Source organism: Jannaschia rubra, assembly GCF_001403735.1.
Lineage (GTDB): Bacteria > Pseudomonadota > Alphaproteobacteria > Rhodobacterales > Rhodobacteraceae > Jannaschia > Jannaschia rubra.
This window is the reverse complement of sequence record NZ_CXPG01000021.1, coordinates 312,896-327,061: the sequence shown is the minus strand read 5'-3', so window position 1 is coordinate 327,061 and position 14,166 is coordinate 312,896. Positions and strand designations below refer to the sequence as shown.

The 14,166-nt window shown below is 70.8% G+C and carries 17 protein-coding genes; 4 read left to right on the top strand and 13 right to left on the bottom strand.

Features of this window, described 5'->3' with window-relative positions:
- Positions 1-3: 3 nt before the first annotated feature.
- Together cydB and JAN5088_RS18370 are read left to right on the top strand one after the other, a co-directional pair.
- Positions 4-1,035 carry a cytochrome d ubiquinol oxidase subunit II gene (cydB, locus tag JAN5088_RS15145; RefSeq protein WP_055683656.1) on the top strand — a complete coding sequence of 344 codons (1,032 nt, stop codon included), beginning with the start codon at positions 4-6 and terminating at the stop codon, positions 1,033-1,035.
- Positions 1,035-1,172 (top strand): DUF2474 family protein, encoded by a 138-nt coding sequence (locus JAN5088_RS18370; RefSeq protein ID WP_082430034.1) that lies wholly within the window; start codon positions 1,035-1,037, stop codon positions 1,170-1,172. Before cydB ends, JAN5088_RS18370 begins: the two co-directional genes overlap by 1 nt.
- Before the next feature lie 90 nt (positions 1,173-1,262).
- On the opposite strand, the gene JAN5088_RS15140 is transcribed toward JAN5088_RS18370, so the two are convergent.
- From JAN5088_RS15140 to JAN5088_RS15120, 5 genes are all read right to left on the bottom strand, one after another.
- On the bottom strand, positions 1,263-1,676 hold the full coding sequence (locus tag JAN5088_RS15140) for a BLUF domain-containing protein (protein ID WP_055683655.1): 414 nt from the start codon (positions 1,674-1,676) through the stop codon (positions 1,263-1,265).
- A gap of 174 nt (positions 1,677-1,850) precedes the next feature.
- Positions 1,851-2,066: a hypothetical protein gene (locus tag JAN5088_RS15135; RefSeq protein WP_055683654.1), complete on the bottom strand. Its 216-nt coding sequence runs from the start codon at positions 2,064-2,066 to the stop codon at positions 1,851-1,853.
- A 55-nt stretch (positions 2,067-2,121) separates the two neighbouring features.
- Complete coding sequence (locus JAN5088_RS15130) at positions 2,122-3,096, bottom strand: P1 family peptidase (protein WP_055683653.1); 975 nt, start codon at positions 3,094-3,096, stop codon at positions 2,122-2,124.
- A gap of 1 nt (position 3,097) precedes the next feature.
- Positions 3,098-3,400, bottom strand: a complete 303-nt coding sequence (locus tag JAN5088_RS15125) for a hypothetical protein (RefSeq protein ID WP_055683652.1) — start codon at positions 3,398-3,400, stop codon at positions 3,098-3,100.
- Positions 3,401-3,415: 15 nt separating this feature from the next.
- Positions 3,416-4,156, bottom strand: a complete 741-nt coding sequence (locus JAN5088_RS15120; protein WP_055683651.1) for an SDR family oxidoreductase — start codon at positions 4,154-4,156, stop codon at positions 3,416-3,418.
- 118 nt (positions 4,157-4,274) lie between these two features.
- Between JAN5088_RS15120 and JAN5088_RS15115 the strand changes: the two genes are divergently transcribed.
- The gene (locus tag JAN5088_RS15115) at positions 4,275-4,643 is read left to right on the top strand and encodes a nuclear transport factor 2 family protein (RefSeq protein WP_055683650.1); all 369 of its coding nucleotides are present in this window, start codon (positions 4,275-4,277) and stop codon (positions 4,641-4,643) included.
- On the opposite strand, the gene JAN5088_RS15110 is transcribed toward JAN5088_RS15115, so the two are convergent.
- From JAN5088_RS15110 to JAN5088_RS15075, 8 genes are read right to left on the bottom strand one after another with little or no spacing between them, the layout of a single operon-like run.
- On the bottom strand, positions 4,628-4,948 hold the full coding sequence (locus JAN5088_RS15110) for a hypothetical protein (protein WP_055683649.1): 321 nt from the start codon (positions 4,946-4,948) through the stop codon (positions 4,628-4,630). The genes JAN5088_RS15115 and JAN5088_RS15110 overlap by 16 nt on opposite strands.
- Before the next feature lie 55 nt (positions 4,949-5,003).
- A complete protein-coding gene (locus JAN5088_RS15105) occupies positions 5,004-6,443 on the bottom strand; it encodes an aldehyde dehydrogenase family protein (protein ID WP_055683648.1) in 1,440 nt (479 codons plus the stop codon).
- Positions 6,440-6,907: a hypothetical protein gene (locus JAN5088_RS15100; protein WP_055683647.1), complete on the bottom strand. Its 468-nt coding sequence runs from the start codon at positions 6,905-6,907 to the stop codon at positions 6,440-6,442. The genes JAN5088_RS15105 and JAN5088_RS15100 overlap by 4 nt, the downstream gene beginning before the upstream one ends.
- Positions 6,904-8,439: an ABC transporter ATP-binding protein gene (locus JAN5088_RS15095; protein WP_055683646.1), complete on the bottom strand. Its 1,536-nt coding sequence runs from the start codon at positions 8,437-8,439 to the stop codon at positions 6,904-6,906. Before JAN5088_RS15095 ends, JAN5088_RS15100 begins: the two co-directional genes overlap by 4 nt.
- Positions 8,436-9,239: an ABC transporter permease gene (locus tag JAN5088_RS15090; protein WP_370736417.1), complete on the bottom strand. Its 804-nt coding sequence runs from the start codon at positions 9,237-9,239 to the stop codon at positions 8,436-8,438. Before JAN5088_RS15090 ends, JAN5088_RS15095 begins: the two co-directional genes overlap by 4 nt.
- A gap of 8 nt (positions 9,240-9,247) precedes the next feature.
- Positions 9,248-10,189: an ABC transporter permease gene (locus JAN5088_RS15085; RefSeq protein WP_055683644.1), complete on the bottom strand. Its 942-nt coding sequence runs from the start codon at positions 10,187-10,189 to the stop codon at positions 9,248-9,250.
- Positions 10,190-10,233: 44 nt separating this feature from the next.
- Positions 10,234-12,747 (bottom strand): ABC transporter permease, encoded by a 2,514-nt coding sequence (locus tag JAN5088_RS15080; protein ID WP_055683809.1) that lies wholly within the window; start codon positions 12,745-12,747, stop codon positions 10,234-10,236.
- Positions 12,747-13,442, bottom strand: coding sequence for an ABC transporter ATP-binding protein (locus JAN5088_RS15075; RefSeq protein WP_055683643.1), 696 nt, complete (start codon positions 13,440-13,442; stop codon positions 12,747-12,749). The genes JAN5088_RS15080 and JAN5088_RS15075 overlap by 1 nt, the downstream gene beginning before the upstream one ends.
- Between JAN5088_RS15075 and JAN5088_RS15070 the strand changes: the two genes are divergently transcribed.
- Positions 13,441-14,124, top strand: a complete 684-nt coding sequence (locus JAN5088_RS15070; RefSeq protein WP_055683642.1) for an arylesterase — start codon at positions 13,441-13,443, stop codon at positions 14,122-14,124. The genes JAN5088_RS15075 and JAN5088_RS15070 overlap by 2 nt on opposite strands.
- The last annotated feature ends 42 nt before the right edge of the window (positions 14,125-14,166 follow it).

The window sequence follows — 14,166 nt, the reverse complement described above, 5'->3', positions numbered from 1 at the left end:
ACCATGCCCCTCGTCGACGGCTTTTCCTTCGACCTCACGGTGATCTGGGCGTTCCTGATCGCGCTCGCGGTGCTGATCTACGTCGTGCTCGACGGGTTCGACCTGGGGCTCGGCATCCTGTTCGCGGCCGAACGGCACCGGGGGGACCGCGACGTGATGATGAACAGCGTGGCGCCCGTCTGGGACGGGAACGAGACCTGGCTGGTGCTGGGCGGCGGTGGCCTGTTCGCGGCCTTCCCGCTGGCCTACTCGCTGATCCTGCCGGCGCTCTATGCGCCGATCATCGCCATGCTGCTCGCCCTGATCTTCCGGGGCGTCGCCTTCGAGTTCCGCTGGCGCACCGATCGCTGGCGGTGGGTCTGGGACATCGCCTTCATCGGCGGATCGCTGGTGGCGGCATTCTCGCAGGGGGTCGCCTTGGGTGGCCTGTTGCAGGGGATCGAGATCGACAAGGCGGCCCGCATCTATTCCGGCGGCTGGTGGGACTGGCTGACGCCCTTCTCGGTCACGGTCGGGGTCGCGGTCGTCGTGGGTTACATGCTGCTGGGCGCGACCTGGCTGGTGATGAAGACGTCGGGGCCCCTGCAGGAACGGATGCGCGCGCGTGCCTGGCCGCTGGGCGTGGCAACCATCGGCTTCATCGGGGTGGTCAGCCTCTGGACGCCCTTCCTTCAGGAAGGCTACTACAACCGCTGGTTCAGTGACTGGCGGATCGTGCTGGCGGCCCTGGTCGCACTGGCGGTTCTGGGCATTGCGGCGGCCATGTTCCGGTCGCTGACTGTGCACCGCCACGAATACCGCCCCTTCGTCCTGGCGCTCGCGCTGTTCGTGCTGTGCTTCGGCGGTCTCGGCATGTCGATGTTTCCTTACATCGTGCCCACCGAAGTCACGATCTGGGAGGCCGCGGCCCCGCGTGCCAGCCAGATCTTCATGCTGGTGGGCGCCGCCGTCCTGTTGCCGATCATCCTGGCCTACACCGCCTATGCCTACTGGGTGTTCCGCGGCAAGGTGGATGCCGACACGGGGTATCACTGATGGCGCCCGCGCCCCGTGATCCCGATGCGCCGCGTCCGCCGCTGGTCCGGCGGCTGGGGTGGTTCGTCGCGATCTGGGTCATGTCCGTCCTGGTCCTCGGGACGGTCGCATGGGTCATCCGCCTGTTCATCGTCTGACCTCGGAACGAGAATACATCGCCGGTCACGGTTGCCGCTCGTGACGTCTTCGGTCAGGCCATGTGCCTTCCGCCGGGCGACGGGTCCGGGTCAGGCCATCTCCCGCGACAGGTCGCGCAGCGCGGCAAGGAGGCTGTCCGCGCCGATCGTCTCCGGGTTGACGGTGTTGCCCGAGAAATAGCGCAGGAAGACCTTCTTCGTCTGCTCGTCCATTCCTTCGTGCAGGCCCATGGACCAGCCCGGGAACATTCGTTCGCGCACGTCGCAGCACTGGATCAGGATAACGTTGAGGTGGCGCGGGTCGGTGACGATCCGGTTGTAGAGACTGCTCACCTCGGCCCGCCCACCTTCCAGGACCTGAAGGAAGGAGTGGCCGTTGAACTGCAGGAAGCCCGTCACGTCCAGGGCGGCATTGTTGCGATGGCACGTCGCGATCAGATCGGGGACGCCGAGGCTCATCGACGGGTTGTGCTGGCTGTAGTAGACAAGACGCGTCAGATTCATGTCGGGTATCCCATGTTGCGTGGAGCGGACCGTCGCCGGCCGTGCGACCCGTGACCGATGTATCCCGCAATAGGTTGACAGAATGATGCCGCGCAGGCGGAAAATACCTCGCATTTTAGTGCGATGCGAACGACCGGCCCCGCCCGTGATGGCCGGGACCGCCCTGGGCCGAACTCAGTCTTCGGACTCGTCCACCACGCAGGTTCCGGTTCCCGTCGCGTCCAGACCCTGACGGCACGGCCCCGAGTCCGGTCCGACGGGGGCGGTGGTTCCGGGGGCCGCGCGTTCGATCGGCGCCAGCGTGCCGGGCGAGGTGCCGGCGGTGTCCATGCAGGCGGTCGCGCCCAGCGTCAGCGACAGGGCCGCGATCAGGCGGAGGGGGTATGTCATCGGGGTCTCCTTATGGTTGACGCATGGTCAACGCGCGGTGCTCCGTCCGGGTCCGTCATCCATGGCGGTCCCGCCAGGCCGGCAGAATGCCGCCGTCCGCGGCGTAGACCCCGCGCGCGATGGCCCGGCTCAGGCAGGCGGATGCCGCGTGACCCAGGCGCAGGGCGTCCCACACGGGGTCCGGCAGGGCGCGCGTCCCGGTCGCGGCTGCAAAGACCAGATCGCCGTCCATGGGCGTGTGGCTCGGCACGATGGCACGGGCCATGCCGTCGTGCGCTGCCACCGCAAGCCGCGTTGCCTGCGCCTGCGTCAGAACGGCGTCGGTGGCGACGATGGCGATGGTGGTGGATTGCCCCTGCCGCCGGTCGCCGTAAGGCTCCCATGCGGGGTCGAGGCGGGCCGGGCCGCGGCCCCCGAACTCCGCGTCCATCTCATAGGGCGCGGAGTGGAATCGCCCCCCGTCGTCGCAGACGCAGCCGAGCGCGTTGACCGCCACCAGCGCGCCTACCGTGATGCCGCAGTCGAGCACCACGGACGCCGACCCCAGCCCCCCCGCCAGATCCATCGTCGTGGCCCCGAAGCCCGCGCCCACGCTGCCAAGCGGGAACTGCCGCCCCGCATCGTCCAGCGCCGCGCGGCCCAGGGCACCGTAGGGGTTGCGGTCCCATCCCTTGTCGCCGCCGTTGAGCAGGTCGAACAGGATGGCCCCCGGCACGATCGGCACCCGCTGGTCGCCCACGGCGAACCCCCGCCCCATCGCGCGCAGCCCGTCCGCCACGCCCGACGCGGCGTCGAGCCCGAAGGCCGACCCGCCCGACAGGACCAGCGCGTCCACCTCCTGCACCGTCTTGTCGGGGGCCAGCAGGTCGGTCTCGCGCGTGCCGGGCGCGCCGCCCATGACATGCACGCCCGCGACGAAAGGCGCGTCGCCCAGCAGGACGGTCGCGCCCGACCGGACCTTCGCATCATCGGCATTCCCAACCCGCAGGCCCGCGATGTCGGTGATGAGGTTCAGGGCGCCCGGCCGCATGTCACTCCTCCGGGATCAGGGCGCGGGTGACGCGGCCCGGGAACCGCCCCACCACGCGCAGCCGGTCGGTCGCCGCCAGCGGCACGCCGGAGCCAGGCAACAGTAGGATCAGCGTATCCTCCGCCATGTCGGGCAGGTCGTCGGCCCTGTCGAGGAAATGCCCCAGACGGCGTGCAAAGGGCCGCGTCAGGACCTCCACCTGATCCAGATCGGCCTCGGGTGCCGCGTCCACCAGATGCGCGAAGGCCAGTTGCTGCGACCCGAAGTCGCCCGCCAGCACGCCGATGGCGACGCGGAACCTCATGGCCGCTGCACGGCCTCAGATACAGCGGCCACCGTCCACCTCCAACCCGACGCCCGTTATCATCGACGCCTCGTCCGAACACAAAAAACAGGCCGCGTTCCCCATGTCCGCCGGGGTCGAGAAGCGGCCGATGGGAATGGTGGACAGGAACTTCGCACGCATCTCGGGCGTGTCCTCGCCCAGGAAGCTCGCCAGCAGGGGCGTGTCGCCCGCGACCGGGTTCAGGCAGTTGACGCGCACGCCGGCGGGCGCAAGCTCCACCGCCATCGCCTTGGTCGCGGTTATCATCCAGCCCTTGCTGGCGTTGTACCAGCTCAGCCGGGGGCGGGGGCTGACGCCCGCGGTGGAGGCCACGTTCAGGATCGCGCCCGATCCGGCGGCCTTCATCGCGGGCACGACGTGGCGCGCGGACAGGAACACGGACTTGGCGTTGACGGCCAGGATGCGGTCGAACTCCTCCTCGGTCACATCCTCCATGGGTTGCGGCAGGTGGGTGATGCCCGCGTTGTTGACCAGGATGTCGATGCGGCCCCATTCGTCCATGGCCCGCGCGGTCAGTCGCGCCCAGTCGCCGTCCTTCGCCACGTCGGCCTGTTCGAACAGGCCCAGGATGGCGCGCGACACTTCCTCGGCCGCGTCGCCGTTGCGGTCGGCGATCAGGACGCGCGCGCCCTCGGCGGTGAATTTCTCGGCGATGCCCCGGCCGAAACCGCTGGCGCCCCCCGTGACGATGGCCGTCTTTCCGTCCAGTCTCATGCGCTCGTCCCCCTGTTCGCGCCCTTGATGCCCGACCGCGCGGCACCTTGCAATTGCGGGGCGGCGGACGGCATTTCCGTGGTATGCTTTCGGCCTCACAACCCCGGAGGACATTGCCATGACACGCGACGAAATCGCCCGCGAACTGGTCGCCGGATGCCGCGAAGGCCGCGAGAAGGCGAATATCGACAGGCTCTATGCCGAGGATGCCGTCAGCGTCGAAGCCGCCGACATGGGGCAGGGCCGGGAAGTGACGGGCCGCGAGGCCATCCACGGCAAGCACGACTGGTTCGACAGTCTTTACGAGACCGTCTCGGCGGAGGTGTCCGACCCGATGCCGCACGGGGACGACCGCTTCGCGGTGATCTTCGACATGAAGATGAAGAAGCGCGAGACCGGCGAGATCGAGGACATGCGCGATATCGGCGTCTATCACGTGCGGGACGGCCGGATCGCGCGGGAGGAGTTCTTCTATCCCACCGCCTGACCCCGCGACCGATGCCATTCCCTGAGGAACGGCATGAAAGCCGGAACCATCCCCAGCATGCCGCCCAGATGGGCGGCGTCGTGCATGGCCTCCGCGCGCGGGTATGCCGCCCCGTCCCGGATCGGCACCGCCCCGAGACCCAGTGCCGGAACCCCGGTCACCAGCCCCATCCGCCAGCTTGCCAACACGCCGACCCATGCCGCGCCCAGCCGGGGCGGCCAGTCGGGCGGGATGACGGGCTGCGGAAATTTCAGCGCGAAGGAGTAGTCGGGCCAAACGGCGAAGCTGACCCGATCGTGCAGCACCCCGAGGATCGCGGCGGCACGGCACGCGGAGCGTCGTGAGGCCGAAGGCCCGACCCTAGCCGTGGTGCGCCGCGACGGTCTTGAGCTGGCTGAACCCGTAGAGCGCCTCGAACCCCTTTTCGCGGCCGTGGCCCGATTTGCCCACGCCGCCGAAGGGCAGTTCGACTCCGCCGCCCGCGCCGTAGTTGTTCAGGAACACCTGACCCGCCCGCAAATTCCGCGCCATCCGCATCTGGCGTGCGCCGTCGCGCGTCCAGACTCCGGCGACGAGGCCGTAGTCGGTGCCGTTGGCGATGGCCAGCGCCTCCTCCTCCGACGCGAAGGGGATGACGACCTGCACCGGGCCGAAGATCTCGGCCTGCGCCAGCGGGTGATCGCCTGTGGCCCCGGTCAGGAGGGTGGGGCGGACATAGTATCCGCCACCCGGCGCGCCGTCGATCACATTGCCCTGCGCGGCCATGTCCAGATCGGACCCGCGGTCCAGGAAGCCGTCGATGATCGCCTTCTGCCGGCCGGAGATGACCGGCCCCACGTCCAGATCGTCCATCGCCGGCCCGACCCGCAGCGCGCCGTAACGGTCCGCCATGCGGGCGACGACCTCATCGTGCACCGACCGGTGGACCAGGATGCGCGAGGCGGCCGAGCAGGTCTGCCCCGCGTTCTGGATCCCCGCGCTGACGAGGAACGGCAATGCAGCGTCGAGGTCGGCGTCGTCGAAGACGATCTGCGGCGACTTGCCCCCAAGCTCCAGCGTCACCGGCACCACGTTCGCCGCCGCCGCCTGCTGGACCAGCGCGCCGGTGGCGACCGACCCGGTGAAGCTGATGTGGTGGATGCCGGGATGCGCCGTCAGCGCGGCCCCCGCCTCGGCCCCCAGACCCGGCACCACGTTCAGCGCGCCGTCGGGCAGCCCGGCCTCGACCGCCAGCCGGGCGAAGGCCAGCGCGGTCAGGCAGGCCTCCTCCGCCGGTTTCAGGACGCAGGCGTTGCCCATGGCGAGCGCCGCGCCCACCGACCGGCCGATGATCTGCATGGGATAGTTCCAGGGCACGATATGGCCGGTCACGCCATGCGGCTGGCGCAGGGTATAGACGGTGTAGCCGTCGAGATAGGGGATGGTCGTCCCATGCACCTTGTCGGCCGCGCCGCCGTAGAACTCCAGATACCGCGCCAGCGCCACGGCATCGGCGCGCGCCTGCTTCAGGGGCTTGCCCACGTCCGCGGCCTCCAGCCGGGCCAGGTCGTCCACCCGCTCCAGCACGAGCCGCCCCATCCGCGACAGCAGCCGCCCCCGCTCCACCGCCGGCATCCGACCCCAGTCGCCCGCCAGCGCCTGATGGGCCGCCGCCACGGCGGCGTCGATGTCGCGGGATTGTCCGCGCGGGATCTGCGCGAAGGTCTCTCCGGTCGAGGGGTTTTCGACGGGCATGCTGTCGGCGGCGCGCAGCCATCGCCCGCCGATCAGCATTTCCGAGGGGTCGAACCAAATCGTCATCTTCCGTCCTCCAATCCGAACATCGCGCGCCAGTTTCCGGCCGTCATTTCGCGGCGGTAGTCGCGCAGCATCCCGGCGTCCAGAACCTCGATCAGCAGGTCCTCGCCGGTCCACACCTCGACGCAGGAAAACGGCCCCCGGTCGCAAATGCGGGCGGTCCAGCCGCAATCGCGGGCCAGCGCTTCGATCTGCTCGACGCTGAGCGGCGAGGCGATGGCGAGGTGGGTGGCGCTGGTATCGCGCCGGGGCGGTCCGGCGGCGAAGGCCACGGTCTCGGCGCCGCGCAAGACGCGCGTACCGGCCGGATAGACTTCCACCGCCGTGCCGTCGTCCGCAGCGGCGAAGGCGATCCAGGCGTTTGGGCAAGGCGGGAAGGGCAGGGCGCGGCCGCCCATCAGCCGCGCGAGCGAACGGGCCATCGCCTCGGGCGAGCGGGCGGCGAGGGAGAGGTGCAGCAGGGTCATCCCGCCTCCAGCCAGCGGGGCGGGATCGCGGGGGCCGCGTCGATCAGGACGCGGGTATAGTCGTGCTCCGGCGCGTCGAAGACGCGCGCGGCCGGCCCCCGTTCCACGATGCGCCCGGCCTGCATCACCAGCACGTTGTCGCAGATGGCACGCACCACCGTCAGGTCGTGGCTGATGAACAGGTAGCTCAGCCCCAGCCTCGCCTGAAGATCGTCCAGCAGATCCAGCACCTGCGCCCGCACGCGCACGTCGAGCGCGCTGACAGCCTCGTCCAGCACCAGCACGTCCGGCTCGGTGATGAGGGCGCGGGCGATGGCGATGCGCTGCCGCTGCCCGCCCGAGAACTCATGCGGGTATTTCGACAGGTCGTCCGCCGAGAGCCCCACCTGTTCCAGCGCGCGCACGGCGCGGTCGCGGGCGTCGGGCGGCCGCCCGGTCAGGTGGAACGGCTCCTGCACGAGGCGGGCGACGGTCCAGCGGGGGTCGAAGCTGCCGTAGGGGTCCTGGAACACGACGCTGATGCGGGCGCGATCGTCGCGGGTCATGGCGAGGCCGCCGGGCCGGCCCAGCAGATCGATGGTGCCGCCCTGCACAGGCTCCAGCCCCAGCAGCGCGCGCGTCAGGGTGGACTTGCCGCAACCGGATTCGCCCACCAGCCCCAAGCTCTCGCCCCGGTTCAGCGTCAGCGACACGCCGTCCACCGCCGTCAGCGCGCCATAGCGGCGGGTGACGTCTCGGGCGGTCAGCACGAGATCGTCGGCCACCGCACGGGGCACGCGGGGCGGGGGTTGCGACGCGGACAGCAGGTCGCGGGTGTAGGGGTGGGCTCGGGCGCGAAACAGCGGCTCGGTCGCGCCTTGCTCCACGATCCGGCCCTGCCGCATCACGGCGACGTCATCGGCCATGCCCGCGACCACGCCCAGGTCGTGCGTGATGAGGAGGAGCGACATCCCGTCCTCGCGCACGAGGTCGCGCAGCAGGTCGAGGATCTGCGCCTGTGTGGTGACGTCGAGCGCGGTCGTCGGCTCGTCCGCGATCAACAGGCGGGGGCGGCGGGCGATGGCGAGCGCGATGCACACCCGCTGCCGCTGCCCGCCGCTGAGCTGGTGCGGATAGCGGTCGAGCGCGATATGCTCCAGCCCCACGCGGTCCAGCCCGCCCCGCGCGATCCGCAATGCCTCCGTCCGCGGCGTGCCGTTCAGGCGCAGCGTCTCGGACACCTGCGCACCGATGGTCTGGACGGGGTTGAGGGCGGTCATCGGCTCCTGGAAGATCATCGCGATGTCGCGGCCGCGCACACCCAGCCACTCCCGCTCGGTCATCGCCAGCAGGTCGCGGTCGTCGAGGCGGATGCTGCCTTCGGCCCGCAGGGGCACGGGGAGCAGGCCGATCATGGCGAGGGCCGTCATCGACTTGCCTGACCCGCTTTCGCCCACCAGCCCCGTGATCCGCCCGGGCGCGAGGTCGAAGGACACGTCGCGCAGGAGGGGCTGCCCGTGGATCGACAGCGAGAGGTCCCGCACCGCGATCATCCGCGCACCCGCCGCAGCCGGGGGTCGAGCGCATCGCGCAGCCCGTCGCCCAGCAGGTTCAGCCCCAGCACCGTCAGCACGATGGCCACCCCCGGCAGGATCGCCAGTTGCGGCGCCACGTGGATCATCGTCTGCGCATCCGCCAGCATCCGCCCCCAGCTCGGCGTCGGCGGCTGCGCGCCGAGACCCACGTAGGACAGCGCCGCCTCGGCCAGGATGCCGAGGCTGAACTGGATCGTGGCCTGCACGATGAGCAGGTTGGCGATGTTGGGCAGGATGTGCTCGGCACTGATGCGGGCCGGCCCCTTGCCCGCCACCCGCGCCGCCATGATGTAATCCAGCGTCCAGAGCGGCAGCGCACCTCCCCGCGCCACGCGGGCGAAGACGGGGATGTTGAAGATGCCGATGGCGAGGATCGCGTTGACCGCCGAGGGGCCGAAGACGGCGGTGATCAGGATGGCGATGACCAGCGACGGGAAGGCGAAGATCAGGTCGTTGCCGCGCATGATGACCTCGTCAAGCCAGCCGCCCCGGTTGGCCGCCGCAGCAAGACCCAGCGGCACGCCCAGCACGATGCCGATGCCCACGGCCAGCAGCGCGACGGCGATGGAGGTGCGCGCCCCCGCCATCAGCATCGACAGCATGTCGCGCCCGAAGTGGTCGGTTCCGAAAGGGTGCGCGACGGACGGTCCCAGCGTGCGGTCGGCAATGGTCAGGACGGCGGTATCGTGCGGGACCCAGACGACGCTGATCAGCGCGGCCAGCGCGAAGACCGCGGTCAGCACGGCACCGAGGCGCATCCCGACGCTCATGCGCGGCGCAGCCGGGGGTCGGCCAGCGTATAGGCAAGCTCCACCGCGAAGGTGACGGCGATGACGGCGAAGACCAGAAGCATCGTCACCGATTGCACCACGATCAGGTCGCGCTGCGTGATCCCCTGAAAGATGAGCTGCCCGAGGCCCGGCAGGAAGAAGACCTTCTCGATGATGATGGCCCCCGCCAGAAGGAAGCTGAATTGCAGCCCGAGGATCGTCAGCATCGGGATCGCCGCGTTCCGCAGCCCGTGGCGCACGACCGTGGCGCGGCGGCTCAGGCCCTTGGCGCGGGCGGTGCGCATGTAGTCCTGCTCCAGCGTGTCGATCAGCGCCCCGCGCAGCACCCGCGCCAGGATCGACGCCTGCGGCAGCGCCAGCGCGATGGCGGGCAGGGTCAGTGCCTTGATGGCCTGCGCGGGATCGGACCAGCCCGGAAAGCCGCCCGCCGACACCCACCGCAGCTTGACCGCGAACAGGAGCACCAGAAGCATCGCGAACCAGAAGTTCGGCACGGCGATGCCCAGTTGCGTCACCCCCATCACGCCCCAGTCGCTGGCCCGTCCCCGGCGCGATGCCGCAAGCAGGCCCGCCGGAATCGCCACCAGCAGCGTCAGCACCAGTGCATAGACCGCCAGCGGCGCCGAGACCCAGATGCGGTCGGCGATCAGCCCGGCCACCGGCACCCGGTAGGTGTAGGAGGTTCCGAAATCCCCGCGCAGCATTCCGCCGACCCAGTCGAGATACCGCTCCCGCAGGGTGCCCTCCAACCCGAGTTCGGCGTTGAGGGCGGCGATGGTGTCGGGCTGGGCGTTCAGACCCAGCATGAAGTCCGCCGGATGCCCCGGCACCGCCTGGAGCATCACGAATATCGCAAGGCTCGCTGCCAGAAGCGACAGCAGCATGGAAATCAGGCGTTTCAGGATCGCGCGTGTCATCGGGCGCGACGCTAGCCAAAGGGGCCGGCGCTGGAAAGGCCGGATCAGTCCTGCGCGCGCAGGACCCGCGCTGGCCGAACGGCGAGCGGACGCCAGGCGAAGGCCAGCCCGGCCAGCAGGGTGGCCACCGCGCCGCCCAGCACGATGGCCGTGGCCGAGACCCATTCGAAGGCATAGGGCGCTTCCATCACGAACCGCATGATGCCCCAGCCCGCCAGCGCGCCGCCTGCGATGGCGACCACGCCCGCCGCCGCCCCGAGCAGGGCCGAGCGGATGGCGAAGCTGGTCAGCACCGTGCGCCGCGTGGCGCCGAGGGTCTTGAGCACCGCCGCCTCGAACACGCGGCTGCGCTCGCCCGCCGCGGCCGCGCCGATCAGCACCACGAACCCGGTCAGAAGCGTCGCTCCCGCGCCCCAGGAGGTCGCGGCGGCCAGCGCCGACAGCGCCTCGGTCACCAGCGCGATGGCGTCGCGGACGCGGATGGCGGTGATGTTGGGCGCATCCCCCGCCACGTCGCGCAGGATCGCGGCCTCGGCCTCCTCCTCGGCATAGACGGTCGAGAGCCAGGTATGCGGCGCCCCCGACAGGGCGGCGGCGTCGTAGACCATCACGAAGCCGATGCCGCCCGAGGAGAAATCGACCTCGCGGAAGGACGTGACCGTCGCGGCGATGTCGCGGCCCAGGACGTTGACGACCACCTCGTCGCCCAGGTCGATGCCGATCTCCTCCGCCTCCTCCTGCGCGAAGCTGATCTGCGGCGGCCCGTCGTAGCCCTCGGGCCACCATTCGCCCGCCGTGATGCGCGTGCCCTGCGGCAGGGCGCCGGCGAAGCTGATGCGCCTGTCGCCGCGCGTGACCCAATGGTCGATCTCGGAGGCCGGACGCCCGCCGATGGACTTGATGACCCCGCCCAGCATCGGCGCCGTGTCCACGCGGCTGACGGCCGGGTCGGTCTCCACCCGGTCGAGGAACGCGGGCAACTGGTCGGGCTGGATGTCGATGAAGAAATAGCTGGGCGCGACGGCCGGCAGGTCGCGGTCGATGGCGGCGCGCATGTTGGCATCGATCTGCCCCACGGCGGCCAGCACCGTCAGCCCCAGCCCCAGCGACAGGACCACGGCCGTCGCCTCGCCCCCCGGTCCGCCCACCGCGCCCAAGGCCAGCCGCAAAGCGGGACGCCCCCGGACGTGCCGCGCGCCCCAGCGGGCCAGCCGCCGCACGCCCCAGGCCGCCACCACCAGCGCGGCCAGCGCCACGACGATGCCCCCGGCCGACCAGAGCGCCAGCGTCGGAATGCCCGACAGCCAGGCCGACGCGCCGACCAGCACCACGACCGCCAGCGCCAGCGTGACGATGTGGCGCCGGCGCGGCCAGACGCGGGACGGGCCCGCCGCATCGCGGAACAGCGCGGCGGCGCGCACCTGCTCCGTCCGCGCCAGCGGCCAGAGCGTGAAGATGAGGGCCGTCAGCGCGCCATAGAGCGCCGCTTCGGCCAGGGGACCGGGATGCACGCCAAGGGCCACGGGAACCGGCAGGCGCGCCTCGATCAGCGGGCCGATGGCGATGGGAATGATCGTGCCGATCACCAGGCCGATGGCGATGCCCACGGCGGCGATGGCGGCGACCTGCATCATGTAGGCGGCGAAGATCACCCGCCCTTCGGCCCCCAGCGTCTTGAGGACCGCGATCACCGGCGTCTTGCGGTCGAGATAGGCGCGCACCGCCGCCGACACGCCGACCCCGCCCACCGCCAGCCCGGCGAGCCCGACGAGCACGAGGAAGCTGCCGATCCGGTCGACGAAACGCGCGATGTTGGGCGAGGCATTGCGCCGGTCGCGCCAACGCATCCCGTCGTCGGCGAACCGCTCCTCGGCCCGTGCGCGCAGGGTATCGAGCGCGTCGTCGGGCGTCTCGGGCAGCAGGATGCGGTAGTCGCCGTCGAACAGGCTCCCCTCCGCGATCAGGCCGGATCCTTCCAGCGCGTCGAGCGACACGATGGTGCGGGGGCCGAGGCCGAAGCCCGCGCTGCCCGCGTCAGGCTCCCGCAGCAGGAGCGCGCGCAGGGTGAAGCGTTTGGTCCCCATCCAGAGCGCATCGCCCACCGCAAGGCCCAGCCGGTCGGCCAGCACCGGATGCACGACCGCGCCACCGTCCGCCAACGCCCGGTCCAGCGGGATTGCGGGGTCCAGTTCCACCTCGCCCACCAGCGGATAGAGGTCGTCCACCGCCTTGATCTGCGTCAGCGCGCGATCGGCGTCCCGCCCCTGGCCGGTCGCGGCCATGGAGCGGAAATCGACCGCTTCGGAGACGGTGCCGAGGTCGTCCAGCCAGTCCCGCTCCGCATCGGTCGCGCGGCGATAGCTGAACTCCACCTCGACGTCGCCGCCCAGGATCGTCCGCCCCTCGCGCGCGAGGCCGTCGGTTATCGACACGCGGACGGACCCCACGGCGGCGATGGCCGCGACGCCCAATGCCAGACAGGCGAGGAAGATGCGGAACCCCGACAGCCCGCCGCGCAATTCCCGCCGTGCGATGGTGGCGGCCTGCCGCAGCCAGATCATTCCGCCGCGCTCGCCGCGGCCCGGCGGCTCTCGCTCTCCAGCCGCCCGTCGACGAGCCGCACCGTCCGGTCGCAGCGCGCCGCAAGCTCCGTCGCATGGGTCACGAGCACCAGCGTGGCGCCGTGCCGGTCGCGCAGTCCGAACAGCAGGTCCATGATCGCCTCGCCCGTCGCCTGATCCAGGTTCCCCGTCGGCTCATCGGCCAGGAGGATGTCGGGGCGCGGCGCTGCGGCACGGGCCAAAGCCACGCGCTGCTGTTCACCGCCGGACATCTGCGACGGATAGTGGCCGGTGCGATGGCCCAGCCCCACGGCGTCGAGTTCGGCCTCCGCGCGGTCGAAGGCATCGCGCGCGCCGGCCAGCTCCAGCGGCGTCGCCACGTTCTCCAGCGCGGTCATCGTCGGGATCAGGTGGAAGGACTGGAAGACCACCCCCATATGAGAGCGGCGGAAGCGGGCCAGCGCGTCCTCGTCCATCGCGGTCAGATCGTGGCCCAATGCCTCGACCCTGCCGGAGGTGGCGCGTTCAAGACCGCCCATGAGCATGAGGAGAGACGATTTGCCACTGCCCGACGGACCCACCAGCCCCAGCGTATCGCCCCGCGCAACGTCCAGCGTGATGTCGTGCAGGATGTCGACGGTACCCGCATTGCCTTCCAGCGAAAGCGAAACATCGCGCAGCGACAGGACCATGGTGTACCTCCGGCGGTTGGGTGCCCTTGCATATGGGGTCATGCGGGGGGCGGGCAAGGCGACGGCCCTGATCGTCTTCGCGGGTGCGGCATCGGCCGACACGGTGCAGGTGGTTGCCCTGGGCGACAGCCTGACGGCGGGCTACGGCCTGCCGGAGGGCGAAGGGCTGGTGCCGCGGTTGCAGGGCTGGCTGGACGCCAACGGCGTCGATGCCGAGATCGTGAACGCGGGGGTGTCAGGCGACACGACGGCGGGCGGACTGGCGCGGCTGGACTGGGCGCTGACGGAGGACACGGATGCGATGATCGTGACGCTGGGGGGCAATGACCTGCTGCGCGGTCTGCCGCCCGAAGTCTCTCGCGGAAACCTCGACGCGATCCTGTCGCGGGTGGCGGGGGAGCGGGGCCTGCCGGTCCTGCTGATCGGGCTGGACGCGCCGTCGAACTACGGTCCCGCCTACAAGGCCGACTTCGACGCCATGTATGCGGAGCTTTCGCAGGACTACGACACCCTGCTCATGTCGAACTTCATGGGCCCGCTGGTCGCCGGGTCCGACCTGGCGACGGCGCGGGCGCGGTATCTTCAGGACGACGGCATCCACCCGAACCGGGAGGGCGTGGCCCTGATCGTCGAGACGCTGGGGCCGCGCGTCGCGGAACTGATCGGGCGGGTGGAGGAATAGCCCCCGGCCCGGGCACGAGGCCGGGGCCGGAGGCAGGGGAGG

Coding starts and splice junctions, on each gene's coding strand:
- cydB (WP_055683656.1), top strand. CDS start 4: ATGCCCCTCGTCGACGGCTTTTCCTTCGACCTCACGGTGATCTGGGCG.
- JAN5088_RS18370 (WP_082430034.1), top strand. CDS start 1,035: ATGGCGCCCGCGCCCCGTGATCCCGATGCGCCGCGTCCGCCGCTGGTC.
- JAN5088_RS15140 (WP_055683655.1), bottom strand. CDS start 1,676: ATGAATCTGACGCGTCTTGTCTACTACAGCCAGCACAACCCGTCGATG.
- JAN5088_RS15135 (WP_055683654.1), bottom strand. CDS start 2,066: ATGACATACCCCCTCCGCCTGATCGCGGCCCTGTCGCTGACGCTGGGC.
- JAN5088_RS15130 (WP_055683653.1), bottom strand. CDS start 3,096: ATGCGGCCGGGCGCCCTGAACCTCATCACCGACATCGCGGGCCTGCGG.
- JAN5088_RS15125 (WP_055683652.1), bottom strand. CDS start 3,400: ATGAGGTTCCGCGTCGCCATCGGCGTGCTGGCGGGCGACTTCGGGTCG.
- JAN5088_RS15120 (WP_055683651.1), bottom strand. CDS start 4,156: ATGAGACTGGACGGAAAGACGGCCATCGTCACGGGGGGCGCCAGCGGT.
- JAN5088_RS15115 (WP_055683650.1), top strand. CDS start 4,275: ATGACACGCGACGAAATCGCCCGCGAACTGGTCGCCGGATGCCGCGAA.
- JAN5088_RS15105 (WP_055683648.1), bottom strand. CDS start 6,443: ATGACGATTTGGTTCGACCCCTCGGAAATGCTGATCGGCGGGCGATGG.
- JAN5088_RS15100 (WP_055683647.1), bottom strand. CDS start 6,907: ATGACCCTGCTGCACCTCTCCCTCGCCGCCCGCTCGCCCGAGGCGATG.
- JAN5088_RS15095 (WP_055683646.1), bottom strand. CDS start 8,439: ATGATCGCGGTGCGGGACCTCTCGCTGTCGATCCACGGGCAGCCCCTC.
- JAN5088_RS15090 (WP_370736417.1), bottom strand. CDS start 9,239: ATGCGCCTCGGTGCCGTGCTGACCGCGGTCTTCGCGCTGGCCGCGCTG.
- JAN5088_RS15085 (WP_055683644.1), bottom strand. CDS start 10,189: ATGACACGCGCGATCCTGAAACGCCTGATTTCCATGCTGCTGTCGCTT.
- JAN5088_RS15070 (WP_055683642.1), top strand. CDS start 13,441: ATGGTGTACCTCCGGCGGTTGGGTGCCCTTGCATATGGGGTCATGCGG.
- JAN5088_RS15075 (WP_055683643.1), bottom strand. CDS start 13,442: ATGGTCCTGTCGCTGCGCGATGTTTCGCTTTCGCTGGAAGGCAATGCG.